The sequence below is a fragment of the Lactobacillus iners DSM 13335 genome (genome assembly GCF_000160875.1).
In the GTDB taxonomy this organism is placed as follows: domain Bacteria; phylum Bacillota; class Bacilli; order Lactobacillales; family Lactobacillaceae; genus Lactobacillus; species Lactobacillus iners.
On record NZ_GG700802.1, the window covers coordinates 117,922 to 143,326 of the forward strand.

Consider the following 25,405-nt stretch of genomic DNA (forward strand, 5'->3'; position numbering starts at 1 on the left):
TTTGACGATTTAATGTGAAATACATAACATAAGTGAGGTAATTGATTTGAACGAGGCAGATGAGAAATTAGTTAAACGTATTAATGAACTTTATCATTTGAGTAAACAAAGAAAATTGACTGAATTAGAAATAAAGGAGCAAAAAAAACTTCGCTTACAGTTTTTAGCTAATTTCAGAGCAGGTTTTAAGCAACAAATAGAGGATATTGTTTTTGTGGATGAAAAAGGCAATGAAGTTACATCGGAAAAAGCCAAAGCTGTACAGCGAAAGAAAGGCTTAAGAAAAGATTAAATAAAACTTTTCAATTGGATTTTTTTTTAGTATAATATAGGAATGTTAATTTAGGAGTGATGGATATGAATTATATTTGGATTATTTTAATTATTGTTGCTTTTTTAGTTGGATTAGCTGCGGGTTTTTATGGTGCAAGATTATATATGAAAAAATATTTTAAGGAAAATCCACCTATTAGTGAAGATATGATTGCAGCTATGATGTCACAAATGGGACAGAAACCTTCTGCTAAGAAGCTAAATCAAGTAATGAATATGATGAAACATAGTCAACGCTAAATTTATATATAATATTTATAGAATAAGAATTATGTTCTTATTCATTTTTTTATACTTAATCATGAGGAATTTATATGGGAATTTATCAAAAGTTAGGGTGGTTTTTTAAACAGCACAAGAAAAGATATATTTTTGGAATTGCTATGCTAATGTTGACATCCTTAGCTAATTTGGTTCCACCTAGAATATTGGGATTAATGGCTGACCAGTTGAATAAAAAACAAATAACCTGGTTTAGCTATTTTAAATATACCGGATTAATATTAGTTGCTGCATTATCACTGTATGTTTTAAGGCTGCTCTGGAGAAGTCTGATTTGGGGAGGAGCTACGATTTTAGAAAAAGAGTTAAGAGCTAAATTATTTGCTCATTTTATGAAAATGGATAGAACGTTTTTTCAAAATAATCGAACAGGTGATTTAATGGCTCATGCTACTAATGATGTTATGGCTGTTCAAGAGGTAGCAGGAGATGGTATTTTAACGGTAGTAGATGCTATTACTTTGGGTGGTTGTACAGCAGTGGCAATGATCTTGTTTGTGGATCTTAGATTAACGCTAATTGCATTACTTCCCATGCCATTATTAGCTATTTTTGCTAGGTATTTTGGCGACAAACTATATGTAGCTTATGATAAATCACAAGCTGCCTTTTCCAAATTAAATAATAAGACTCAAGAGTCAGTATCTGGGATTAAAGTATTGAAAACTTTTGGCCAAGCTAAACAAGATACTAATTCTTTTAATAAAATGGTTGATGAAACCATCTGTATTAATAAACAAGTTTTTAAATGGCAATCAATGTTTGACCCGTTGGGTAGTTTATTAATTGGGTTAACATATGTTATTGCTATTATTTATGGCAGTATTTTGGTTAATAATCAGTCAATTACTGTTGGTCAATTGGTTTCTTTTGTTGCATATATAAGTAACATGGTTTGGCCAATGTTTGCTATCGGATATTTGTTTAACATTTTAGAGCGTGGTTCTGCAAGCTATGATCGTATTGAAAAATTATTGGTGCAAAAACCTTTAATTACTGATAAAAATGCTGATTCTCTGTTGAATATTCAAGATTTACATTCAGATTTAGAATTTAATATTGATTCCTTTGCATATCCAGATGATGTTGATCACAATATTTTAAAAAATATTCATTTTACGCTGAAACCAGGTCAAACTTTAGGGTTGGTAGGTAAAGTAGGAGCTGGTAAAACTACATTGATCAAATTATTATTACGTGAATATGATAATTACGCTGGAAATATCAAGTTTGGTGGAGAAAATATTCAAAAAATTCCTTTGAAAGAATTATTAGAAGCAATTTCTTATGTTCCTCAAAAAAATTTTCTCTTTTCAACTACTATAGCTGGAAATATTGCATTTTCTAATCCATATGCAACGATGGATGAGATACAAGCTGCTGCCAAAAAAGCAGGACTACATGATGATATTATGGCTATGCCAGAACAGTATGAAACAATTGTTGGTGAAAAAGGCGTTTCACTTTCAGGTGGTCAAAGACAAAGAATGTCGATAGCTCGAGCATTGCTAAAAGACAGTCGCGTTTTAATTTTAGATGATGCACTTTCAGCTGTTGATGCTAAAACTGAAGGAATTATCTTGCATAATTTGAAAGCTGAAATGCATGATAAAACAGCATTAATTGCTTCTCATAAATTAAGTTCCGTGATGGATGCTGATTTGATTTTGGTTTTAAAGCATGGCCAAATTGTTGAACAAGGTGTACATGATGAATTACTTAAGCAAAAAGGTTGGTATGCAAAAATGTGGGAGCGGCAAGAATTACAGAGTAAGGTAGGTGAAAATATTGACGAATAACAAGCAAGAATCTATCTGGGCACATTCGATACCCGTTAAAGAGCAGTTAAAAATATTTGTTAGATTGTTATACTTTGTTAGACCTTATAAGCTAGAAATGATATTAGCATTAGTTGGTGCTTTTTTAGTCAGTGTTATTAATATGTTGTTACCATTTGTATTGCAGTATTTTATTGATAAATATTTGATTAAATCACACCCTGCATTAAAGCTAATTCTATTTTTTGCATTGCTTTTTGCGATGGGAACAATCATGAAAGCGATCATTCAATTTATCTATGAATACTTTTATGCCGTTGGGTCAGAAAAGACTCTTGAGAATGTGCGTCGCTGTTTATACAAGAAAATGCACAGTTTAGGTATGAGATATTTTGACCAAACTCCAGCTGGTTCGATAGTTTCTAGAATTACCAATGATACTATGACTTTAAGTCGTTTCTTATCAGTTTGGGCCAGTGCAGTTATCGGAATTTTTTCCTTGGTAACATCCTTTGTAGCAATGTATTGCACAAATAAGCCAGCTTCTTTAATCGTTTTAGCATTTTTACCAATTTTGCTGTTTATTATTTGGTTTTATTCAAGAAATAGTTCCAGATTATATCGTAAGTTTAGAGAATATCTAAGTGATATTAATACTAATTTGAATGAAGCTATTGAAGGTGTATCTCTTATTCAACAATTTAAGCAAGAAAAGAGAATGATGTCATTATTTGAAAAAAAGAATATAGCATTGATGAAAACACGTCAAAGAATGATTTTATTAAATGCATTTCTTTTATCACCTTTAACTAGTTTGTTATATTCTTTGGCTTTAATAGCATCATTACTATATTTTGGTTATCCTTTGCGTGAAACCTTTATCCCTGCTGGTGTAGTTTATGCATTCTCACAATATATAGCTACATTTTTTAATCCGATAGCAATGGTTATGGATACTATGACATTATTTCAAGATGGTATTGTTGCAGGTAAAAGAATCTTTGCTTTACTTGATAATCCCGAATTGGAGCCTAAGCAGTCAGCAAATGCTAAAGATGATAATATAATTTTTAACGGTAAAGTAGAATTTAAACATGTTAGTTTTTCATACGATGGAAAAAATGAAATTTTACATGATATTTCCTTTAGTATTGATCCAGGTAAAACCTTAGGTATTGTTGGTCATACCGGTTCAGGTAAGAGTTCCATCATCAATGTTATGCTTAGATTTTATGAATTCTATCAAGGTCAAATTTTGATAGATGGTGTAGATATTAAAAATTATTCTAAGAGTGAATTATGTAAAAAAATAGGACTTGTGTTGCAAGAACCATTTATGTTTTATGGTGATATAGCATCTAATATCAGACTTTATAATAAAGATATTACTGATAAAGAATTAGTTAATGCTGCCAAGAATGTTCAAGCAGATGGCTTTATTCAAAAGATGGCAGATGGTTATAAAACTAGAGTATTAGAAGGCGGCGAAGGATTAAGTCAAGGACAAAAACAACTTATTTCTTTTGCTAGAACTTTAGTAACTAATCCTAAAATTTTAGTTTTAGATGAAGCTACAGCCAATGTTGATACTGAAACAGAAACTTTAATTCAGCAAGGATTAGATAAATTAAGACAAGGTCGAACAACTTTGGCTATTGCTCACCGTTTATCGACGATTGCTAATGCTGATAAAATTATCGTTTTAGATAAGGGACGTATTATTGAAAGTGGTACGCATGAAAGTTTGTTGGCTAAAAAAGGTTATTACTACGACCTATATACGCTACAAACTAATAGTGAAAACTAAAAAAAACTAAGTCATTTTGATGTGACTTAGTTTTTTAAATGCAATTTATTATTTGGGAATATATTTAAAATTAGGATTTTGTTCATTATCCAATTCTTGCCAAGCATTTTCTAATTTGGCATACAATATTGGCGTGTTTTCATTATTAATTTTGATTTTTCTGTCTAAATAAATTGGTTTGCCAAAACGAATTTCAACATTTTGTCTTTTGAGGATTCCTTTAAAAGTTAAAGGACCTTGGTATATAACAGGAACAATAGGCTTATTTGCAAGTTTTGCTATTATAAATACACCACTTTTTAACTGATCAGAATGCCTTGTTCCTGATGGAAAAATCATAAATGATCGTTGTCCTGCTTTTAGTTCTTTAACTGGAATCTTGATAGCTGACGGTCCAGGATTGGCTCTATCTACGGGAAATGCATTACACTTTTTTAATAAAAATCTATATATAGGATTTTTAAATAGTTCTTTTTTTGCAATAACTACAAATTCTGTATTTTTTGCTGCTATTGCAAATAAAAAAGGTTCCCACCATGTTCGATGTGGAGCAGCTAAGATATAATTTCCTTCAGGTATATAATTACTATTATGGATATGTAAATGACCATTAATGATCCAAAAAATAATGCGAACAGTTGAGCGTAAAAATTTATAAAACATGTTTTCCTCCCAATTCATGTATAGTATTATACAGCATATATCGATAAAGGAGAATAGAAATGGAAATTCTGAAAAGTAATGAGCGAATAGATTATATGTATAGTGATCATCTTAAAGTTATACAACGAAAAGATGCCTTTTCATTTTCCTTGGATACATTATTGTTAGCCTATTTTGCTAAAGAAAAGATACATGATCGTGATAAAGTAGTAGATCTTTGCTGTGGTAATGGCGCAGCTACTTTGTATATGTCATATTTTAACTTGGCTCATTATGATGCTGTTGAAATACAACCAGAAATTGCGTCACAGGCCAAGCGATCAGTTAGCTTGAATCAGTTAGAAAATAGGATAACTGTTCATTGTATTAATGCACTGGATGCCCCTAAAAACTTGGGAAAGGATAAATTTGATGTAGTTACCGTAAATCCTCCATATTTTAAGGTGCCTGATGGACATAGAATTAATCCTAATCAACAAAAAGCGATTGCTCGTCATGAAATTTTAATAAATTTGGAGCAAGTGATCATTGTTGCAAGTCAGTTATTAAAAATGAAGGGAAAACTTTTTATTGTTCATCGACCAGAAAGATTAGCTGAAATTATCCACTATTGTTTGAGTAACCATATGGGAGTAAAAAATATTCAGCCTTTTGCACCACAAAAAGATCATAAAACTAACTTAGTTGTAGTTGAAGCTGTTAATAATGCACCAACAGATGGTTTGGTTTTAAATAATCCGATTATTGTGCATAATTCTGATAGTTCATTTACTGATGAAATTGAAAATATTATTCATGAAAATAAAGCTGCAAGTTCCAAGACAGAAAATAAAAAATATTATTTTTATTGCTTACAATGTGCTGATGGGAGCTTTTATGGTGGCTTTACTGATAATTTAAAAAAACGTATTGAAGCTCATAATGCAGGCAAAGGTGCAAAGTATACTAAAATTAGAAGACCAGTTAAATTATTATATTTTGAAGAATTTGATGATAAAAGAGCAGCCTTAAAACGAGAGTATTGGTTTAAACATCATGATCGAAAGTGGAAAGAAAACTTTTTGACAGAACATAATGTTAAATTTTGATTGTAATTAATAACTAATTCATATATAATTACTTTGTATGTCTTTACATACTATAAATCACATCAAAAGCGATTAAAATTATGGTGCCTTGTAGGTCTAAATTTTAGTTAAACTTTTGAGAGGAAAAACCATAGGAGGAATTTATTATGACAGTTGTAACAATGAAACAATTGCTTGAAGCAGGTGTACATTTTGGACACCAAACTAGAAGATGGGACCCTAAGATGGCTCCTTACATCTTTACACAAAGAAATGGTATTTACATAATTGACTTGCAAAAAACCATTAAGATGTTAGATGATGCATACAACTTTATGAAAGATGTAGCTACTGACGGTGGTGTATTCTTATTTGTAGGTACTAAAAAGCAAGCACAAGATGCTGTAAAAGAAGAAGCAATTCGTGCTGGACAATACTTCATTAATGAACGTTGGTTAGGTGGTACTCTTACTAACTGGTCAACTATTCAAAGCCGTGTTCAAAGATTAAAGCAATTAAAGAAAATGTCTGAAGATGGTACTTTCGAACTATTACCAAAGAAAGAAGTAGCTGTTTTAACTAAAGAATTAGATAAATTACAAAGATTTTTAGGTGGTATCGAAGATATGCCTAGAATACCAGATGTTATGTTTGTAGTTGATCCTAAGAAGGAAAAGATTGCAGTACACGAAGCAAACATTTTAGGTATTCCAGTTGTAGCTATGGTAGATACTAATACTGATCCAGAACCTGTTGATGTTGTTATACCTTCAAATGATGATGCAATTCGTGCAATTAGATTAATTGCAGGTGCAATGGCAGATGCTGTTATTGAAGGAAAGCAAGGTCAAGATGATGAAAAATCTGTTGAAGCTGAATTCACAGAAAAATCAGAAGCTGATGACGAAAAGTCAATCGAAGAAATTGCTGACGAAGATTAATATTTGACATATTTGTGATAAGGAGATTGATGATGGCAAAAATTACTGCTGCACAAGTTAAGGAACTCCGTGAGCGTACCGGTGCTGGTATGATGGATGTAAAGAAAGCCTTAGTAAAAGCCGATGGTGATATGGATAAGGCTACAGATATTTTGAGAGAATCTGGAGCTGCAAAAGCTGCTAAGAAGAGTGGTCGTATAGCTGCTGAAGGATTAGCTGCGTTTGATGTTGAAGGAAATAATGCAGTGTTGGTAGAGATTAACTCTGAAACAGACTTTGTTTCTTCAAATGATAAATTTGTTAAGTTTGTTGATGACGTTACTAAAGCAATTTTAGCTGCCAAGCCTGCTGACTTAGAAGCTGCTATGAATGTGCCATTAGGTGAAGGTACTATTGCGAGTGCTGAAACTGAGTTAACTGCTGTAATTGGTGAGAAGATTACTCTTAGAAGATTTACTATTTTGACTAAGAAAGATAATGAAGTCTTCGGAGCATACAAGCATAATAATGGTGCTATTATTGCTGTTACTATCCTTGATGGTGATAACGCTGAAGCTGCCAAGAATATTGCTATGCATGTAGCTGCTATTAATCCTGAATATTTAGATAAGAGTCAAGTTCCTGCTGAAGTTTTAGAGCATCAAACTGATGTCTTCACTAAAGAAACAGAAAAAGAAGGAAAACCTTCTAAGATTATTCCTAAGATTGTTGAAGGTCGTATGAATAAATACTTAGCAGAAATTTGTCTTGTTGATCAACCATACGTTAAGGATTCAGATATGACTGTTGCTGAATATGTTAAATCAGTTAAGTCAGAAGTTAAGAATTTTGTTCGTTATGAAGTTGGTGAAGGAATCGAGAAGAAACAAGAAGATTTTGCTGCTGAAGTTCGTGAACAAATGAGATAAATTTTAATCAACTCAAAAATACTTATGTTAGTATTTTTGAGTTTTTTTTTAGATATTATATTTTAAAAGTAGAGAAAAAAACTAGCATTATAAATTAGCATATAATTACGAGTATTGTTATGGTAAAATGGTAGGAGCTATAGAGGAGGATCAACATGAGTCAATTAAAGTATAAGCGTGTAATTTTGAAAGTTTCAGGAGAAGCTCTTGCAGGTTCTGAAGGTAGGGGTATCAATCCAGAAGTTATTGCACATTTAGCTATGGAAGTTAAAAAAATTCATGATATGGGCGTTCAGATAGGCATTGTATGTGGCGGTGGCAACATGTGGCGCGGTGAAACTGGAGCAAACTTAGGTATGGAGAGAGCCCAAGCAGATTATATGGGAATGCTAGCTACAATTATGAATGGATTAGCTTTACAAGATGCTTTGGAAAATTTGGGTGTTCCTACACGTGTGCAAACATCTATTGAAATGCGACAGATTGCAGAACCGTACATAAGAAGAAAAGCTATACGACATTTAGAAAAAGGTAGAGTAGTTATTTTCGGTGGTGGAACAGGTAATCCGTACTTTTCAACTGACACTACTGCTGCATTACGTGCAGCTGAAATTAATGCAGATGTAATTTTAATGGCTAAAAATGGTGTTGACGGAGTATATTCTGCAGATCCTAAAATCTATCCAGAAGCAGTTAAATTTGATGAACTTACACAACTTGATATTATTGCAAAAGATTTGAAGGTTATGGATAGAACAGCTAGTTCGCTGTCTATGGACAACAATATTCCTTTAATTGTATTTAATGTGAATGAAGCTGGTAATATCAAGAAAGTAATTGAAGGCGAAAATATTGGTACAGTAATAAAAGGTGGTAAATAATGTCGAATGTAATTATTGAAAAAGCAAAAGCAAATATGAGTAAATCTATTTCTGTTTTTGAAAAAGAATTAGGCGGTATACGTGCAGGTGTTGCTAATGCAAGTTTGTTGGATGGTATAAAAGTTGAATATTACGGTGTTCCTACTCCTTTGACACAAATGTCTAGTATTACAATTCCAGAGGCACGTGTGCTAATGATAACGCCATTTGATAAAACAACTCTTAATAATATTGAACACGCAATTTTGGCATCTGATTTGGGAATTACACCTGCAAATGATGGTAGTGTAGTTAGAATAGTAATTCCCCAATTGACTGGAGAAAGAAGAATAGAGATTGCTAAAAAAGTAGGCAAGTTAGCTGAACAAGCTAAAATAGCAATTAGAAATATTCGTAGGGAAGGTATGGATGCTTTAAAAAAGCAACAAAAAGATGGCGAAATTACTGAAGATGATTTGCATAAATTTGAAAAAGATATGCAAAAGATAACTGATAATGCCACAAAAGATGTAGATGCTTTAGCAGATAAGAAGAGCAAAGAAATTACTAAAGCATAGGGATTACCAAGTAGCATGAAGCAAGAAAATAAAAGATTAGATCATTTAGCTATTATTATGGATGGCAATGGCAGATGGGCTCAAGAAAGGCACTTACCTAGGATTATTGGTCATCGTAGTGGAATGAATAAGGTTAAGGAAATTGCATTAGTAGCTAACGAGTTAGGAGTTAAAGTTTTAACTTTATATGCCTTTTCTACAGAAAACTGGGGAAGACCTCGCGACGAGGTTAACTATTTAATGAAGTTACCTATTAATTTTTTTGATAAATTTATGCCAGAGTTGCAGAAAAATAATATTAAAGTCAATATTATGGGTTTTAATGATAAGCTTCCTCTAGCAACTGCTGAAATTATAAAAAAAGCAGAGCAAGAAACTGCTGACAATGATGGTATGATATTGAATTTTGCTTTTAATTATGGCTCTAGGCAAGAAATAACTGCTGCTATTTCTAAGATAGCATTAGATATTCAAAATAAAAAAATTGAAGTTGATTCCATAAATGAACAATTGGTATCAGATTATTTAATGACGGCAAAATTTGGAGATTATGCTGATCCTGATTTGTTAATTAGAACTTCTGGTGAAGAACGCTTATCTAATTTTATGTTATGGCAATTAGCCTATTCAGAATTTTATTTTACTAAAACATATTGGCCAGATTTTACTACCGATGAATTTAAAAAAATAGTAGAAGAATATCAGCATCGTGACCGACGTTTCGGAAAAATTTAAATAAGAGATGAAAATATATGAAACAAAGAATAATAACAGCGTTAGTTGCATTAATCTTTTTTATTCCAGTATTATTATTGGGTGGTTATTGGATAGATGTAATGGCTTGCTTATTAGCTTGCTGTGCGATTAGCGAAATTTTTATAATGAAAAAACAAATTTTAATATCAATTAATTTTTTGATAAGTTTGTTAGCAACTTTAACTTTGACATTACCTGATAAGTTCTTTAACTTTTTACCTGTATTTTTAGGCAAAATACAATTATTCTGTATTTTGAATATGCTTCTTTTGACAATTACAGTATTATCTAAAAATAAAACGTCCTTTGATGATGTCGGAACTTATGTATTGGGTAGCATATATGTTGGTGCCGGTTTTCATTATTTAGCTGCAATTAGGAACATAAATGATGGATATGGATTAGCAATTTTAGGATTTGCATTAGTTGTAGTGTGGGCGAGTGATATTGGAGCTTATGTTTTTGGCAGAAAATATGGTAAGCGTAAGCTTTGGCCAGTTATCAGCCCTAACAAAACGTGGGAAGGATCAATAGGCGGTATAATATGTGCGATTGTATGTACTACTATATATGTGCTGATTGTTCCAACAGGTAGAAATCAATTATTATTAATTGGTCTATCAATTGTACTATCAGTTGTAGGTCAAATTGGAGATTTAGTAGAATCAGCTATAAAAAGATTTTATGGTGTAAAAGATTCTGGAAAGATTTTACCTGGACATGGTGGGATCTTAGATAGATTTGATAGCTTATTATTTGTTTTACCAGTTGTTGCTTATATAGGAATTATGTAGGTTTTATTTATGAAGAGTATTTTAATATTTTTAGTTATATTTGGAATATTAGTATTTGTGCATGAATTTGGACATTTTTTTGTAGGAAAAAAATGTGGAATACTGGTAAGAGAATTTTCTATTGGTATGGGGCCAAAACTTTTTCAAGTTATGAAAAAGAAAACTACTTATACAATAAGATGGTTACCAATTGGAGGATATGTACGATTTGCAGGACCAGATGATATTGCTAAAATAGATCCGGGTGCAACAGTTGTATTACAATTTAATGATAATGGTGAGGTAGTTAGAATAGATAACTCGGGCTCACAAATGCCTATTTCCGGAATACCTGTTCAAGTTATTGAAAGTGATTTGGTTAATAGATTAATTATTCGTGGCTATAAAAATGGCGATGAGAATGAAAATATTACTTATTCTGTTAATCATGATGCAACTATAATTGAAAAAAATGGCAGCGAATTAATTATTGCACCTGAAGATACACAGTTTCAAAATGCTAAAGTTTTAAAGAAAATAGCAAGTAATGTTGCAGGTCCATTAATGAATATTATTTTAGGATTTATTGTTTTTATTGGACTATCAATTTCTGGACCTGGTGCACCAACAACTATTATTAATAAGACTATAGATAATAGCCCTGCACAGAGAATCGGATTAAAGAATGGTGATCAAGTAAAAGAAATAGAACATCAAAAAGTTAGTCAGTTAGAAGATATTTCTAAAATTATTGCAGAATACAAAGGAAAAAAAGTTGAAGTTGTAGTTCTACGGAATAATTCTTACCGGAAATTTAAAATAAAACCAATGAAGGTTGTTGATAATGGGCAAACGCTTTATCAATTAGGCTTTATTTGTAAGTTAGATAATAATTTGTTCAGCAAATTATCACATGGCTGTAAAACCAGTTTAAGGACTATGGGCTTGATTTTTAATGCATTATCTGGCTTGATTAGACATTTTAGTTTGGATAAATTATCTGGACCAGTAGGTATTTATTCACAGACAAGAAAAATGTCTGATTTAGGTTTTGCATATGTAGTAACATTTTTAGCAATGATTTCAATTAATTTGGGTATTGTTAATTTATTACCAATACCTGGCCTTGATGGCGGAAAATTGTTATTGAATGTGGTTGAATTAGTAACAGGTAAACCACTTTCACCAGAAAAAGAAGAATTAGTCAATATTATAGGCTTTGTCTTTTTATTGATATTGATTATAGCTGTTACAGGAAATGATATATATCGTTTCTTTATTAAATGATTATTTGGAGGAAAATATGCGTCAATCTATTTTATTTATACCAACTCTTAAGGAAGTACCAAGTGATGCAGTGGCTAAAAGCCATCAACTGATGTTACGTGGTGGATACATTCGTCAAGTTACAGCTGGTGTTTATGCTTATTTACCATTAGCATATTTGGTTTTACGTAAGGCTGAAAAAATTATCGAAGAAGAGATGGAGAATATTAATGTTCCAGAAATGATAATGCCGCATTTTCTTCCTGCTACTTTATGGGAAGAATCTGGTAGATTACCTAAGTATGGCCCAGAGATGTTTAGATTGAAAGATAGACATGGTCGTGAAAGTTTATTAGGGCCAACACATGAGGAAACCTTTACTGAAATTATTGGTAAAAATATAAAGAGTTACAAGCAAATGCCGATAGCTTTGTATCAAATTCAAACTAAGTTTCGTGATGAAAATAGACCTCGTTTTGGGTTATTGCGTGGCCGTGAATTTGTTATGTTAGATGGTTATAGTTTTGCTGCTACTAGAGAACAATTAGATAAGCAATTTGATGACCAAAAACATGCATATAAAAAGATATTTAAGCGTTGTGGTGTTGAAGTATACCCTGTAATTGCTAATTCTGGTACTATGGGTGGTAAGAATTCAACTGAATTTCAAGCACCAGCAGCTATAGGTGAAGATGTTATAGCTACAAATGAAACTGGTACATATTCAGCTAACTTAGAAATGGCACGAAGTATTGACACATTTTCACCAGAAAAAGAAGAATTAAAACCGCTTGAAAAGGTTTCAACTCCTGATTGTGCAACTATAGAACAATTGTCAGAATTTTTACATGTTCCAAATACGAGAATAGTAAAAAGTATATTATATATTGTTGATGATAAGAAAGTATTAGTATTAATACGTGGTGATAAACAAGTAAATGAAGTAAAATTGCAAAATGCACTTGATGCCGATTCTGAACCACGTGTAGCTACAAATGAGGAATTATTATCCATAGTTAAAGCAACTAAGGGTGGTGTAGGTCCAGTTAAAGCAGCATACGCCGATTATATTATTGCTGATGAGACAGTCAAAGGCTTATATAATGTTGTTGTAGGTGCTAATGAAAGTGATTACCAATATATTAATGCAAATATAGATCGTGATTTCAAAGTAAATGAATTTGCTGATTTACGTACGGCAAATGCGGGTGAACCTGATCCAGTAGATCATTTACCTTTGAAATTTACAACCAGTATTGAAGTAGGTCACATATTTAAGTTGGGTACATATTATACCAATTCAATGAATGCAAAGTTTTTGGATCAAAATGGTAAAACCCAGCCAATTATTATGGGCTCATATGGTATCGGTGTTACTAGAATGTTATCTGCTATTGTAGAACAACATTCTACAGATAATGGTATTTTTTGGCCAAAAGAAGTTGCTCCTTTTGAAATCCATATTATTCAAATGAATATGAAAAATGATGAACAGACTGTAGTTTCAAAGAAATTAGAAGAAATATTTAGTGATAAATATGATGTTCTTTATGATGACAGAAATGAGCGTCCGGGTGTTAAGTTCAATGATGCAGATTTAATTGGTGCACCAATTAGAATTATCGTTGGTCGTCGTGTGAGCGAACAGATTGTTGAAGTTAAAAAATCAACAGAACAAGAATCTGTTGAAATGTCTTTGGATTCACTTACTGAGTATATTTCAAAAGAATTAAGGTAATGTTGTGGAAGATAAAAACAAGCTATTTTTAAGGCTCTTAGAGCAAATACAAATTATTGATAATATTGCTCAAAATTCTGATTTAAAAAAAGGCGAAATAGAAAACGTGGATGTTTATGCTAAGGAGCGTAAGTGGGTAATCCACGTTTTTTTACCTAAAGTGTTAGAATTTGATACATATATCATGTTATATAAGGCGTTGCATCAAACATTTGATCCATTTGTTAATGTGGATCTAGTTTTGCAATGCCAATTAGATGATAATAGTGAACTGAACAATTATTGGGAGTTTGGTATTGAACATGCTGAAAAATTATCTGCATCAGTTAAAGAATTTTTGATACATACTAAGCCTTGTTATCTTGATGCAAATTGGCAAATTACTTGTCAAAATAATTTTGTTCAATCTATGTTTACTTCAGAGGTTTTAGATGCCTTAGCTTCAGAATTTAATAAATATGGATTTAAAGATCTTAGCTTTAATATTAATTTAGAAGATAATACTAAGGAAGATATTAAGCAGCTAGAACAGCAGCAATTAGAGCATGAAAATGCTATGCAAAAAATGTATGAACAAAATCCAGAACAAAGTCCAGAATATAATCCAGAACATAATATGGAAATTACTAAAATCAAAGATTTGGAAGATGGTAATAAAGATATTTTTGTTGAAGGGCATGTTTTTAACGTAGAATCTCGTGAATTAAAGTCAGGTAAAGTCATTTTGACTGGAGAAATTACTGATTATACTGATTCTATAAGTTTTAAAAAATTTTTATCTAGCAAAGATAAATTGGCTGATTTAGAGGATATTAAGCCAGGTGTGTGGGTTCAGATACAAGGAAATGTTTTAGATGATACATTTCAACATGAAATAGTACTGAATATTAAGTCTATAAAGTTGATCAAACATAGTGGTAGGCAAGAGACCTATGAAGGTAAACAAAAAAGGGTAGAATTACATTTACATACCAATATGTCGCAGTTGGATGCAACTAATTCTGCTGGAGATTTTGTTAAGGCAGCGAAAAAATTTGATCAGAAAGCTATTGCAATTACAGATCATGCGGATGTTCAAGCTTTTCCAGAAGCATATGTGGCAGGCAAAAAGAATGGATTAAAAATCATTTATGGCTATGAAGCTAATATGATTAATGATCAAGCTTTGTTGGTTTTAAACCCTGCTAATATGGATTATCGTGGTCAAGAATATGTAATTTTTGATGTTGAAACTACGGGTCTATCATCGGTTTACGATACCATTATTGAAATAGGTGCGGTCAAAATGAAAGATGGTGTAGTAATTGATCGTTTCGATAAATTTATTAATCCACATCATTTATTAAGTGATACTACAATTAATTTGACTTCCATTACTGATGAGATGGTGCAAAATGCGGATGATGAGAATATTGTTATTAGGCAATTCCAAGAGTTTTATCAAGATTTACCATTGTGCGGACATAATGTACAATTTGATATCGGATTTTTAAATGCCGCTTTAAGACGGTGCAATATGGACATTATAACGCAACCTGTCGTTGATACATTAGAAGTTTCTAGGTTATTACATCCAGAACAGACAAGACATACGTTAGATTCTTTAGCTAAAAAATACAATGTTGTATTGGAACATCATCATCGTGCTAATCAAGATGCAGAAGCTACAGGTTATTTAATGTTCAAATTGCTAGATGCTTTCTATGAAAGATTTCAAGAAGCTAATTTAGGTAAAATGAATGATTATGCTAAATTTGGACAAGTATATAAGAGAGCTAAACCTAATCATATGACGGTATTGGCAATTAATAAAGTTGGTCTAAAAAACATGTATAAGTTAGTTTCTTTAGCTTCTACTAAGTATTTTTATCGTCTTCCAAGAACACCATTATCAGAATTAAAAAGGTTACATGAAGGATTACTATATGGAAGTGGTTGTCTGCAGGGTGATGTTTTTATAAGTATGATGCAAAAAGGATATGATGCTACAAGAGAAAAAGCTAGAATTTACGATTTTCTTGAAGTGCAACCTCCAGCCGCATATCAACATTTATTGGACGATAAGCTAATAAAAGATAAAAAAGAATTACAAGAGATTATTACTAACATTTATAAATTAGGTAAGGAATTAGGAATTCCAGTTGTTGCAACAAGTGATGCTCACTATATAGATAAAAAAGATGCAATTTATCGTAAAATTTTACTATCTGCTCAAAAAGCTAATAGAGGTAAAAATTATGAATTGCCAGATTTACATTTTTATACTACGCAAGAAATGTTAGATGCATTTAGTTTTTTAGATCCCAAAATTGCTGAAGAAATAGTTATTAAAAATACTAATATGATTGCAGATAAAATTGAAAATGTAGAACCTATAAAATCTGGACTATATCCACCACATATTGAAAATGCTGATAAAGAGATGGAACAATTGACTTATGACAAAGCTCATGAGTTATATGGAAATCCATTGCCTAAAATAGTCAAGGATAGGCTTGAATATGAGTTGAAGTCAATTATTAGCAATGGATATGCAGTTATATATTTGATATCACAACGCTTGGTTGCAAAATCAAATAAAGATGGCTATTTAGTTGGTTCTAGAGGATCTGTAGGATCGAGTTTAGTTGCTACTATGTCAGGCATTACAGAAGTTAATCCTTTAGCTCCACATTATAGGTGTCCCAATTGTAAATATTCTCAATTCTTTGAAAAAGGAGAATATGGTTCTGGTTATGATTTACCAGATAAAAAATGTCCAAAATGTAATGCTGATTTAGCCAAGGATGGCCAAGATATACCTTTTGCTACTTTTTTAGGATTTCATGGTGACAAAGTTCCTGATATCGATTTGAATTTCTCAGGAGATTATCAACCTGTTGCTCATAGTTATATAAGAGTAATGTTTGGTCCAGATAATTCGTATCGTGCAGGTACTATTGGAACTGTTGCAGATAAGATTGCTTATGGATATGTAAAGCATTACGAAGATGAAAATGAGTTGAAATTGCGAAATGCAGAATTAGATCGCTTATCGCAAGGAGCTAGTGGAGTTAAGAGAACAACAGGGCAACATCCAGCGGGAATTGTTGTAGTACCTAATGATATGGACATTTATGATTTTACTCCAGTACAGTACCCCGCAGATGACTTAGATGCAGCTTGGTTAACAACGCACTTTGATTTTCATTCTATTCATGATAATATTTTAAAATTTGATATTTTAGGTCATGATGATCCTACTATGATTAGAATGCTACAAGATTTATCAGGCGTAGATCCTTTAACAATACCTCCATGTGATCCTGGAGTTATGTCTTTATTTTCTGGTACAGATATTTTGGGTGTTACACCTGAACAAATTGGTGTTAATACTGGTACGTTGGGAGTTCCTGAATTTGGAACTAAATTTGTACGTGGAATGTTAGAGGAAACTAAGCCAACTACGTTTTCGGAATTATTACAAATATCTGGATTGTCACATGGTACAGATGTTTGGCTAGGAAATGCAGAAGATTTAATTAATAAAGGTATATGCAAGTTAAAAAATGTAATTGGTTGTCGTGATAATATTATGACAGACTTAATTCACTGGGATGTTCCACCAGAAGTTGCTTTTTCAACGATGGAATCAGTTAGACATGGTAAGGGTATTAGTGATGAAAATATGGCTATACTGAGTAAAAATAAAAATATCCCAGATTGGTATATTCAATCATGTTTAAAAATAAAGTATATGTTCCCTAAAGCACATGCAACAGCATATATATTAATGGCTCTGAGAATTGCATGGTTTAAAGTTTATTATCCAGTTATTTATTACACATCATATTTATCTGTTCGTGCAGATTTATTTGATATTGTAGCTATGAGTCATGGTAAAAATACTGTTAAAGCGGCTATGAAGAAAATTAGAGATCAAGGAAACAATGCTTCTACTAAAGATAAAACCTTGTTAACAGTTTTAGAAATTGCTAATGAATGTTTAGAAAGAGGAATCAACATTAATATGGTCGATATTGAAAAATCGGATGCGTTGAATTTCAAAATTCTTGATGAGCATAATATTTTAGCACCGTTTAATACTGTGCCAGGCTTAGGTGATAATGTTGCTAAACAGATTGTTGCTGCAAGAGATGAACAACCATTTCTTTCTAAGGAAGATTTATCTATTAGAGGTAAGGTTTCTCAGACAATCATGGAATATTTTGAAAATAATGGTGTCCTTGACGGGTTACCAGATCAAAATCAATTATCATTGTTTTAGACTATTAAGGACAAGTTTTTAATTTACAAATTAACAAATATGATATATAATTAAACATATAATTCGAATAATGTGTTCGAGTGAGCAGGGATGCTCACTCTTTTTATTGCGGAGGATTATTTTGTTCAAAAATATAGATAAAGTTATAGAAGTTATTACCCCATTAGTTCACGCTAGAGGAGATGAACTTGTTGATATTGAGTATGTAAAAGAAAATAATCAGAATTATTTACGTATTTATGTTGATCGAGAACCTAATGGAATTGATATTGATGAAATAGCTACTTTAAGTGAAAGTGTTTCAGAACAACTCGACTTAATAAATCCAGATCCATTACCAGATCCATATATTTTGGAATTATCATCACCAGGTGTAGAAAGACCCATCAAAACTGAAGCCGATTGGTGTAAAGCTAAGAATGACTATGTTCATGTAGGACTTTATAAAAAAATTAATGGGCAGAAAAGTTATGAAGGAACTTTGTTGGATTATGATATGGATAAAATAATTTTAGAAATAAAAATAAAAACTCAACAAAAAAAGATTGCTATACCACGTAATATGATAGCTAATATACGATTTGCAATTAAATTTTAGAAAGGATGATATTAGAATAATGTCCAAAGAATTAATTAAGTCTTTTACGGCTTTAGAAGAACAAAAAGGAATTAAACAAGAAGAAATAGTTGATGCAATTAAAGCTGCATTGATTGCAGCTTATAAAAAAAATTATAATCAGGCACAAAATGTTGAGGTTATTTTTGATGAGAACAAAGGTAAGTTTATAGTTCAAGCAGTTAAAACTGTCGTTGATGAAGTACAAGATGATAGACAACAAGTTAGTTTAAAAGATGCTCTTGAGATAAATCGAGCTTATGAAGTAGGAGATGAGATTCGTTTTGAAGTTACTCCTCAAAACTTTGGACGTCTAGCTGCACAGACAGCTAAGCAAGTAATTATGCAACGCTTACGTGAAGCTGAACGTGCACATATCATTGAAGAATATTCTCAATATCAAAATGAACTGATCACAGGAACTGTAGAAAGGGTAGATAATAGATTTGTATATATCAAGATAGGCAACGTTGAGGCTGTTATGCCACATAATGATCAGATGCCTGGTGAAGTTTATAAGCCACAAGATAGGATTAAAGTCTTAGTTACAAAAGTTGGTTCTGATGCTAAAGGAACGCAGATCACTGTTTCAAGAACTGCTCCAGGTCTAGTAAAGCGTTTATTCGAACAAGAAGTTCCTGAAGTTTATAATGGAACAGTAGAAATTATTTCTATTGCTAGAGAAGCTGGTGATAGAACCAAAATTGCAGTTAAGAGTAGTGACCCTAATATTGATCCTGTTGGGACTTTAGTGGGTCCTAAAGGATCTAGAGTACAAAATATTGTTAATGAATTATCTGGTGAAAATATTGATGTAGTAAAGTACGAAGAAGATCCATCAGATTATATAGCTAATGCGTTGAATCCTGCAGAAGTAATAGCAGTCCAGTTTGGTGAGGCTAATGATGATAAGAGTGCATTGGTTATTGTCCCAGATTATCAATTATCATTGGCTATTGGTAAAAAAGGTCAAAATGTTCGCTTAGCAGCAAGATTGACAGAATATAAAATTGATATTAAGCCAGAATCTCAAGTGGAATTTGTTGATGAGGATAGTTCCGCAAATGGAGAAGTTGAATCTTCAGATTAAATAGAAAAGAATAGGTGATCTTTTGTGAAAAAAAGAAAAATACCAATGCGAAAAGATTTGATTACTAATACAATGATGCCCAAAAAAGAGCTTGTTCGTATTGTGGTTGATAAAGAAAAGAATATCTTTGTTGATCCTACCGGTAAAAAAGCTGGGCGTGGTGCATATGTTTCATTAGAACCTGAAAAGATTCAGCAGGCAAAAAAAAGAAGAGTTCTGGAAAATAGTTTAGGTATCAAGATTTCAGATGAATTTTATGATGAATTATATGCTTATGTAGAACATCAGAGAGCAAGAAAAGAATTATTTGGTGATAAATAGATTGAATAATAAAGCTTTAAATATGCTGGGATTAGCCCAAAAGGCAGGAAAAATGGTTGGCGGCTATGATGCAACTAATATAGCTATTTTAAATAAAAAAGCAATATTAGTATTTATAGCAAGTGATATTAGTAATAATACTAGGGAAAAAGTATTGTTTGCATGCCAAAAAAATAATATAAATGTGTGTCGACAATTCAGCACTGCTGAATTATCCCACATTATGGGCAAAAATAGAAAAATATTAGCTGTAACTGATAGTGGTTTTGCCAAAGCAATTATGAAAAAAATAAATGAAGGAGAGTGATTTGATGACTAGGATTAGGTTATATGAATTGGCTAAAGAATTAGGCATCGAAAATAAAGTTATTGTGGAAAAGGCTAGAGAGTTAGGATTTGATGTGAAAAGTCATATGTCTTCATTAACTGATGATCAAATTAATAAGATACGTGAATTGTACAAAAATAAATCTGATAAAAAGAGACCAAATAAAAGTAAGATAAAAGTATCTGTAGGTGCATTACGTCGTACCAATGGTAATGAAGATAATAATAAAAAGAAAAAAAAGGCTGATTTAACTAAAAATACAAACTCTCCAAAAGAAAAAGTAAATAATCCAAAACCAGCAGCACGCGATTTATTAAATAAATTGCAGAAAAAACAAAGACAAGAATCTGTAGCATTAGAAGAGCAAGTTAAGCGTTCAAAAAAGCAATGGCATGAGGAACAAATCAAAAAAGTTGATGTGACTGAAAATAAAATGCCAGTTGAAGGTGCAGAGGCTGTGAGAGCTAGAGTAAAAGTTGCCAAGAAAGTTGCTGGTCCAAAAATTATAAAATTATCTCCTGCTCGTCAAAAGGCTGATAACGAAGCTAAAAATGATCAAGTTAAACATAGTAATGCTAAACGTGATTTTAGACCAAGACAGGCAAAAGCAACTAAAAGTATGGATATTTCAGCAGTTATTTCTGATAGTCCAGTGCCACCAGAAGAGAATCGTAAATTGCGTAATAAAGAATATGGTAAAACTGGGCGTAAGAAGCAACGTGATGATGATGCTGATTTTGAAAGAAGTGAGCAATCTGATAAAGCTAGACGTCGTAAGAATAGAAAAGTCAAGGGTCAACAACCAATTGATTTAATCAAAAAACAACCAACACAAAGAAAAGATCGTCCATTACCAGAAATATTAGTTTTTGAAGAGGGTATGAATGCTCAGGATTTGGGTAAATTACTTCATCGTGAACCAGCAGAAATTGTCAAAAAATTGTTCATGTTGGGTATCATGACTAATCAGAATCAATCTTTGAGTAAAGATACTATTGAATTACTTGCTGCAGAATATGGTATTGAATCCAAAGAAAAAGTTCATGAAGATATATCAGATATTGATAATCTATATGAGCATGAAATGGAAGTATCAAAAAAATCACAAAACTTGGTAAAAAGACCACCAGTTGTTACTATTATGGGACATGTTGACCATGGTAAAACTACTTTACTTGATAGATTGCGTAACACCAATGTTTCTGCACATGAAGCTGGTGGTATTACACAAAAAATTGGTGCATATCAAGTTAAATTAGATGATCGTTTAATTACTTTCTTGGATACTCCTGGTCATGCAGCATTCTCAAATATGCGTGCCCGTGGTGCTGAAGTTACTGATATTGTCGTTTTAGTAGTTGCTGCAGACGATGGAGTTATGCCACAAACTGTTGAAGCAATAGATCACGCTAAGAGTGCAGGTGTACCTATTATTGTAGCGGTTAATAAGATAGATAAACCAGGTGCTAATCCAGATCATGTTATGGAGCAATTGATGAAATATGGACTTGTACCAGAAGATTGGGGCGGAGATACAATTTTCGTTAAAATTTCTGCTAAATCTGGTGAAAATGTTGATGATTTATTACAAATGATTCTATTGCAAGCTGATATGATGGAATTACAAGCAGATCCTAACCAAAAAGCTATAGGTACTGTTATTGAAGCACGATTATCTAAGGGAAGAGGTCCCGTAGCTGACGTTTTAGTTCAACAAGGTACTTTGAATATAGGTGATCCAATTGTTATTGGTGATACATTTGGACGTGTACGTGTTATGACCAATGATAAGGGTCGCAGAGTAAAAAAGGCAACGCCATCAACACCTGTTGAGATTACAGGCTTGAGTGATGTGCCAGAAGCTGCAGATAAGTTGGTAGTATTTGAAGATGAAAAGACTGCTAGAAGTGTTGGTGAACAAAGAGCTAGAAATTCACTAGAAAAACAACGTGAAAATACACAGCATGTAACTTTAGATAATTTGTTTGACACTATGAAGAAAGAAAATATGAAGGAAGTAGGTATTGTATTAAAGGCAGATGTACAAGGATCTACTGAAGCTTTACAACAATCATTGGAAAAAATTGATGTTGAAGGAGTTCGTGTTAATATTATTCATGCAGGTGTTGGAGCAATTAATGAATCCGATGTAACTTTAGCTAGTGCATCTAATGCATTCATTATTGGATTCAATGTGAGACCTACAGCTACTGCTAGAAGTCAAGCGGATAATGAAGGATTGGATATTCGTCTTTATAATATAATCTATAAAGCAATAGATGATGTTGAAGCAGCTATGAAGGGAATGCTTGAACCTACTTATGAAGAGAAAGTGGTTGGTAGTTTAACTGTTCGTGAAACTTGGAAAGTTTCTAAAGTAGGTACAATTGCAGGAGCATTGGTCGATAGCGGTTATATTACTAAGGATTCTGGCGTACGTGTTATTCGCGATGGTATTGTTAAATATGATGGTAAAGTAGCATCTCTGAAACGATTTAAAGACGATGTTAAAGAAGTAAAACAAGGATTTGAATGTGGAATTACTATCGAAAACTTTAATGATATTAAAATCGATGATCAACTGGAAGCATATGAGATGCAAGAGGTTCCAGTTAAATAAATTAGTTTGTTAAATTATAAAAGGAGCTTATAAATGAAGCATAGAATAGGTCGTGTTGAAGGAGAAATTTTACGTGAATTAACTAAGATCTTACGTAAAGAAATTAGCGATCCAAGATTAAGAGAAATTTCTATTACAGCTGTTGAGTGTACTAATGACTTTTCTTATGCTACTATTTACTACAGTTTATTAACAGATAATTCTGTTAGAGAAGACGAAGTATCACAAGGGCTAGAAAAAGCCAAAGGATTAATGAGGCATTTGTTAAGTAATAATTTAACCTTATTTAAAGTACCTGAATTGATTTTTAAACGTGATAATTCTGTTGCATATGGTAGTAAAATTGATCAATTGATTAAGCAAGTGCAAGAACAAGATAAAAAAAGATAATATTTGTTTTAAAAAAGACGCCCATTGGACGTCTTTTAGTGTAAGGGGATATATTTATATATGCTAAATGGGATTATTGTATTAAATAAGCCACGTGGAGTAACAAGTAGTGACTGCGTTTATAAATTACGAAAACTATTAAAAATAAAGAAAATAGGGCATGCTGGGACGTTAGATCCAGAGGTAAATGGTGTTTTACCTATTGCAGTTGGGCAGGCAACTAAATTAATAGAAAAAATGCATGAAAAAGATAAAAAATATATAGGTGTAGGCTTATTAGGTTTTGCTACCGATAGTTATGACGTAACTGGTAAGAAAATAGCAGAGAAAAAAATCATAACTCCCTTCTCGGATGAAGAGATTCAATCTGGGATGAAAAAATTAGTTGGTGATATTTCTCAGATGCCTCCCATATATTCTGCAGTCAAAGTCAATGGCAAAAGATTATATGAATATGCTAGGGAAAATATTGAAGTACAGCGTCCAATGAGAGATGTAACAGTAAAGAGCTATAATTTAGTTAATACTTCTACTTATGATTATGAAAAGCAGCAACAAACGTTTGATTTTTCTGTTACATGCTCTAAAGGAACTTATGTTAGGTCATTAGTAAATGATTTAGGTGCTATATTGGATGTACCTGCAGTTATGGTTAAATTAACGCGAATTGCTAGTTCTGGCTATAATATTACAGATGCAGTAACATTAGAAGATATTAGCAGACAAATAGATCAACCTCATTTCTGGTTACAGCCTATTGACAGTTTTTTTGATAATGTAGAGCATTTTGTTTTGAATTCAGAACAATATGATCAGGTTAGAAATGGAGCAGCTTTGAAAATAAATGCCTCCAGCAATGAAGTAGCATTAGTTTATAGCGGTAAAATTAAGGCCATATATGAAAAAAAACTAAATGTTTATAAACCACAATTAATGCTTTTACAAAATGATTAATAAGAAGGTTAGAGATATTGGAAACGATATTATTGGATAATCCTATTGATAGTAGAAAGATTTGTTCAAATGCTGTTGTAGTACTAGGGTTTTTTGATGGAGTACATATTGCACATCAAAAAATAATTTTTAAGGCTAGAAAAATTGCTGATGATAAACAAGTTCCTTTAGTTGTTTTGACATTTGATAAACATCCTAAAGAATTGTATCTAGATGATAAAAATTTTAAATATATCGATACCCTGAGTGAAAAAACGGCAAAAATGCGAAAATTTAACGTAGATTTATTAGTGGTAATGAAATTTAATGAATCTATGTGTAGATTAAAACCAGCTGATTTTATTGATAATGTAATTCTGATGTTTAATCCCAGTGTCGTTGTAGTTGGGTATGATTATACATACGGCCCCAAAAAAATTGCCAATATTCATACTTTGTTGACCTACTCTAAGGGAAAATTTGATTTGGTGATAGAGCCTGAGGCAACATTTAAGGGTGAAAAAATTGGTTCTACAGAAATAAAGGAAGCAATATCTCATGGCAATGTAAAATTGGCAGCTGATTTATTGGGTTGTCCATATAGCATGTCAGGTGTGGTAGTTCATGGTTTTCATCGCGGACATATGTTGGGTTTTCCTACCGCTAATTTATGCATTAATTCTAAAAAAATACTTCCTTGTAATGGTGTGTATGCAACACAAACGTTAATAAAAGGTAAATTATATAATTCTATGACATCTGTGGGTTATAATGACACTTTTAATAATAGTAAAAAAACAATAGAGACTTATATATTCGACTTTTGCGAAGATATATATGACGAAAAAATAATTTTGTATTGGTATGAATTTATTCGAAATAATATTAAATTTAATGACATTAATTCGCTAATTAAACAATTAAATATAGATAAAACAAATATACAACGACATTTTGACAAAAAATAACAAAAAATGATTTGAATTTTAAGTAGCTAATAAATTTAAATCATTTTTTTATAATCTCTTGCAAAAATTCGATTAAAAGAGTAACATAAAGAAGTTGTCTGAATGATTACATTTCAGATGAT

The 25,405-nt window shown here is 31.9% G+C and carries 23 protein-coding genes; 22 read left to right on the forward strand and 1 reads right to left on the reverse strand.

Features of this window, described 5'->3' with window-relative positions; all coding sequences use genetic code 11:
• Window positions 1-46 precede the first annotated feature (46 nt).
• From HMPREF0520_RS01430 to HMPREF0520_RS01445, 4 genes are all read left to right on the forward strand, one after another.
• A complete protein-coding gene (locus HMPREF0520_RS01430) occupies window positions 47-292 on the forward strand; it encodes a DUF896 domain-containing protein (RefSeq protein WP_006729123.1) in 246 nt (81 codons plus the stop codon).
• A gap of 65 nt (window positions 293-357) precedes the next feature.
• A complete protein-coding gene (locus HMPREF0520_RS01435; RefSeq protein ID WP_006730997.1) occupies window positions 358-573 on the forward strand; it encodes a YneF family protein in 216 nt (71 codons plus the stop codon).
• Between the two features lie 74 nt (window positions 574-647).
• Window positions 648-2,414 carry an ABC transporter ATP-binding protein gene (locus HMPREF0520_RS01440; protein WP_006729125.1) on the forward strand — a complete coding sequence of 589 codons (1,767 nt, stop codon included), beginning with the start codon at window positions 648-650 and terminating at the stop codon, window positions 2,412-2,414.
• The gene (locus tag HMPREF0520_RS01445) at window positions 2,404-4,200 is read left to right on the forward strand and encodes an ABC transporter ATP-binding protein (RefSeq protein WP_006730900.1); all 1,797 of its coding nucleotides are present in this window, start codon (window positions 2,404-2,406) and stop codon (window positions 4,198-4,200) included. The genes HMPREF0520_RS01440 and HMPREF0520_RS01445 overlap by 11 nt, the downstream gene beginning before the upstream one ends.
• A gap of 48 nt (window positions 4,201-4,248) precedes the next feature.
• Here HMPREF0520_RS01445 and HMPREF0520_RS01450 read toward each other — a convergent pair whose 3' ends face one another.
• The gene (locus HMPREF0520_RS01450; protein WP_006730929.1) at window positions 4,249-4,863 is read right to left on the reverse strand and encodes a lysophospholipid acyltransferase family protein; all 615 of its coding nucleotides are present in this window, start codon (window positions 4,861-4,863) and stop codon (window positions 4,249-4,251) included.
• Window positions 4,864-4,922: 59 nt separating this feature from the next.
• Between HMPREF0520_RS01450 and HMPREF0520_RS01455 the strand changes: the two genes are divergently transcribed.
• From HMPREF0520_RS01455 to HMPREF0520_RS01540, 18 genes are all read left to right on the forward strand, one after another.
• Window positions 4,923-5,951 carry a GIY-YIG nuclease family protein gene (locus HMPREF0520_RS01455; protein ID WP_006729128.1) on the forward strand — a complete coding sequence of 343 codons (1,029 nt, stop codon included), beginning with the start codon at window positions 4,923-4,925 and terminating at the stop codon, window positions 5,949-5,951.
• Window positions 5,952-6,097: 146 nt separating this feature from the next.
• A complete protein-coding gene (gene rpsB, locus HMPREF0520_RS01460) occupies window positions 6,098-6,871 on the forward strand; it encodes a 30S ribosomal protein S2 (protein WP_006729129.1) in 774 nt (257 codons plus the stop codon).
• 32 nt (window positions 6,872-6,903) lie between these two features.
• Complete coding sequence (gene tsf, locus HMPREF0520_RS01465; RefSeq protein ID WP_006730987.1) at window positions 6,904-7,779, forward strand: translation elongation factor Ts; 876 nt, start codon at window positions 6,904-6,906, stop codon at window positions 7,777-7,779.
• 155 nt (window positions 7,780-7,934) lie between these two features.
• Entirely contained in the window at window positions 7,935-8,660 is a 726-nt protein-coding gene (gene pyrH / locus HMPREF0520_RS01470; protein ID WP_006729131.1) for a UMP kinase, read from the forward strand.
• Window positions 8,660-9,217, forward strand: coding sequence for a ribosome recycling factor (gene frr, locus HMPREF0520_RS01475; protein ID WP_006729132.1), 558 nt, complete (start codon window positions 8,660-8,662; stop codon window positions 9,215-9,217). Before pyrH ends, frr begins: the two co-directional genes overlap by 1 nt.
• 15 nt (window positions 9,218-9,232) lie before the next feature.
• The gene (uppS, locus tag HMPREF0520_RS01480) at window positions 9,233-9,952 is read left to right on the forward strand and encodes an undecaprenyl pyrophosphate synthase (RefSeq protein ID WP_006729133.1); all 720 of its coding nucleotides are present in this window, start codon (window positions 9,233-9,235) and stop codon (window positions 9,950-9,952) included.
• Window positions 9,953-9,969: 17 nt separating this feature from the next.
• Window positions 9,970-10,767 carry a phosphatidate cytidylyltransferase gene (locus HMPREF0520_RS01485; protein ID WP_006729134.1) on the forward strand — a complete coding sequence of 266 codons (798 nt, stop codon included), beginning with the start codon at window positions 9,970-9,972 and terminating at the stop codon, window positions 10,765-10,767.
• Between the two features lie 9 nt (window positions 10,768-10,776).
• A complete protein-coding gene (gene rseP, locus HMPREF0520_RS01490) occupies window positions 10,777-12,033 on the forward strand; it encodes an RIP metalloprotease RseP (protein ID WP_006729135.1) in 1,257 nt (418 codons plus the stop codon).
• Window positions 12,034-12,049: 16 nt separating this feature from the next.
• On the forward strand, window positions 12,050-13,750 hold the full coding sequence (locus HMPREF0520_RS01495) for a proline--tRNA ligase (protein WP_010222725.1): 1,701 nt from the start codon (window positions 12,050-12,052) through the stop codon (window positions 13,748-13,750).
• Window positions 13,751-13,754: 4 nt separating this feature from the next.
• Window positions 13,755-18,017, forward strand: a complete 4,263-nt coding sequence (locus HMPREF0520_RS01500; protein ID WP_006729137.1) for a PolC-type DNA polymerase III — start codon at window positions 13,755-13,757, stop codon at window positions 18,015-18,017.
• A gap of 121 nt (window positions 18,018-18,138) precedes the next feature.
• Window positions 18,139-18,615, forward strand: coding sequence for a ribosome maturation factor RimP (gene rimP / locus HMPREF0520_RS01505; RefSeq protein WP_006729138.1), 477 nt, complete (start codon window positions 18,139-18,141; stop codon window positions 18,613-18,615).
• Window positions 18,616-18,634: 19 nt separating this feature from the next.
• On the forward strand, window positions 18,635-19,723 hold the full coding sequence (gene nusA, locus HMPREF0520_RS01510) for a transcription termination factor NusA (protein WP_009310667.1): 1,089 nt from the start codon (window positions 18,635-18,637) through the stop codon (window positions 19,721-19,723).
• 24 nt (window positions 19,724-19,747) lie between these two features.
• The gene (gene rnpM, locus HMPREF0520_RS01515) at window positions 19,748-20,044 is read left to right on the forward strand and encodes an RNase P modulator RnpM (RefSeq protein ID WP_006729140.1); all 297 of its coding nucleotides are present in this window, start codon (window positions 19,748-19,750) and stop codon (window positions 20,042-20,044) included.
• A 1-nt stretch (window position 20,045) separates the two neighbouring features.
• Window positions 20,046-20,351, forward strand: coding sequence for a L7Ae/L30e/S12e/Gadd45 family ribosomal protein (locus tag HMPREF0520_RS01520; RefSeq protein WP_010222724.1), 306 nt, complete (start codon window positions 20,046-20,048; stop codon window positions 20,349-20,351).
• A 4-nt stretch (window positions 20,352-20,355) separates the two neighbouring features.
• The gene (infB, locus tag HMPREF0520_RS01525) at window positions 20,356-22,992 is read left to right on the forward strand and encodes a translation initiation factor IF-2 (protein WP_009310664.1); all 2,637 of its coding nucleotides are present in this window, start codon (window positions 20,356-20,358) and stop codon (window positions 22,990-22,992) included.
• Between the two features lie 33 nt (window positions 22,993-23,025).
• On the forward strand, window positions 23,026-23,382 hold the full coding sequence (locus HMPREF0520_RS01530) for a ribosome-binding factor A (RefSeq protein ID WP_006729143.1): 357 nt from the start codon (window positions 23,026-23,028) through the stop codon (window positions 23,380-23,382).
• A gap of 60 nt (window positions 23,383-23,442) precedes the next feature.
• Window positions 23,443-24,336 carry a tRNA pseudouridine(55) synthase TruB gene (gene truB / locus HMPREF0520_RS01535; RefSeq protein ID WP_006729144.1) on the forward strand — a complete coding sequence of 298 codons (894 nt, stop codon included), beginning with the start codon at window positions 23,443-23,445 and terminating at the stop codon, window positions 24,334-24,336.
• 17 nt (window positions 24,337-24,353) lie between these two features.
• Window positions 24,354-25,283: a bifunctional riboflavin kinase/FAD synthetase gene (locus HMPREF0520_RS01540; protein WP_006729145.1), complete on the forward strand. Its 930-nt coding sequence runs from the start codon at window positions 24,354-24,356 to the stop codon at window positions 25,281-25,283.
• Window positions 25,284-25,405 lie beyond the last annotated feature (122 nt).

Excerpts from the sequence above, each read along its gene's own strand:
- HMPREF0520_RS01485 (WP_006729134.1), top strand. The coding sequence starts at position 9,970 with ATGAAACAAAGAATAATAACAGCGTTAGTTGCATTAATCTTTTTTATT.
- HMPREF0520_RS01455 (WP_006729128.1), top strand. The coding sequence starts at position 4,923 with ATGGAAATTCTGAAAAGTAATGAGCGAATAGATTATATGTATAGTGAT.
- HMPREF0520_RS01450 (WP_006730929.1), bottom strand. The coding sequence starts at position 4,863 with ATGTTTTATAAATTTTTACGCTCAACTGTTCGCATTATTTTTTGGATC.
- HMPREF0520_RS01440 (WP_006729125.1), top strand. The coding sequence starts at position 648 with ATGGGAATTTATCAAAAGTTAGGGTGGTTTTTTAAACAGCACAAGAAA.
- rseP (WP_006729135.1), top strand. The coding sequence starts at position 10,777 with ATGAAGAGTATTTTAATATTTTTAGTTATATTTGGAATATTAGTATTT.
- HMPREF0520_RS01530 (WP_006729143.1), top strand. The coding sequence starts at position 23,026 with ATGAAGCATAGAATAGGTCGTGTTGAAGGAGAAATTTTACGTGAATTA.
- HMPREF0520_RS01495 (WP_010222725.1), top strand. The coding sequence starts at position 12,050 with ATGCGTCAATCTATTTTATTTATACCAACTCTTAAGGAAGTACCAAGT.
- frr (WP_006729132.1), top strand. The coding sequence starts at position 8,660 with ATGTCGAATGTAATTATTGAAAAAGCAAAAGCAAATATGAGTAAATCT.
- tsf (WP_006730987.1), top strand. The coding sequence starts at position 6,904 with ATGGCAAAAATTACTGCTGCACAAGTTAAGGAACTCCGTGAGCGTACC.
- HMPREF0520_RS01435 (WP_006730997.1), top strand. The coding sequence starts at position 358 with ATGAATTATATTTGGATTATTTTAATTATTGTTGCTTTTTTAGTTGGA.
- rpsB (WP_006729129.1), top strand. The coding sequence starts at position 6,098 with ATGACAGTTGTAACAATGAAACAATTGCTTGAAGCAGGTGTACATTTT.
- pyrH (WP_006729131.1), top strand. The coding sequence starts at position 7,935 with ATGAGTCAATTAAAGTATAAGCGTGTAATTTTGAAAGTTTCAGGAGAA.
- truB (WP_006729144.1), top strand. The coding sequence starts at position 23,443 with ATGCTAAATGGGATTATTGTATTAAATAAGCCACGTGGAGTAACAAGT.
- infB (WP_009310664.1), top strand. The coding sequence starts at position 20,356 with ATGACTAGGATTAGGTTATATGAATTGGCTAAAGAATTAGGCATCGAA.
- nusA (WP_009310667.1), top strand. The coding sequence starts at position 18,635 with ATGTCCAAAGAATTAATTAAGTCTTTTACGGCTTTAGAAGAACAAAAA.
- uppS (WP_006729133.1), top strand. The coding sequence starts at position 9,233 with ATGAAGCAAGAAAATAAAAGATTAGATCATTTAGCTATTATTATGGAT.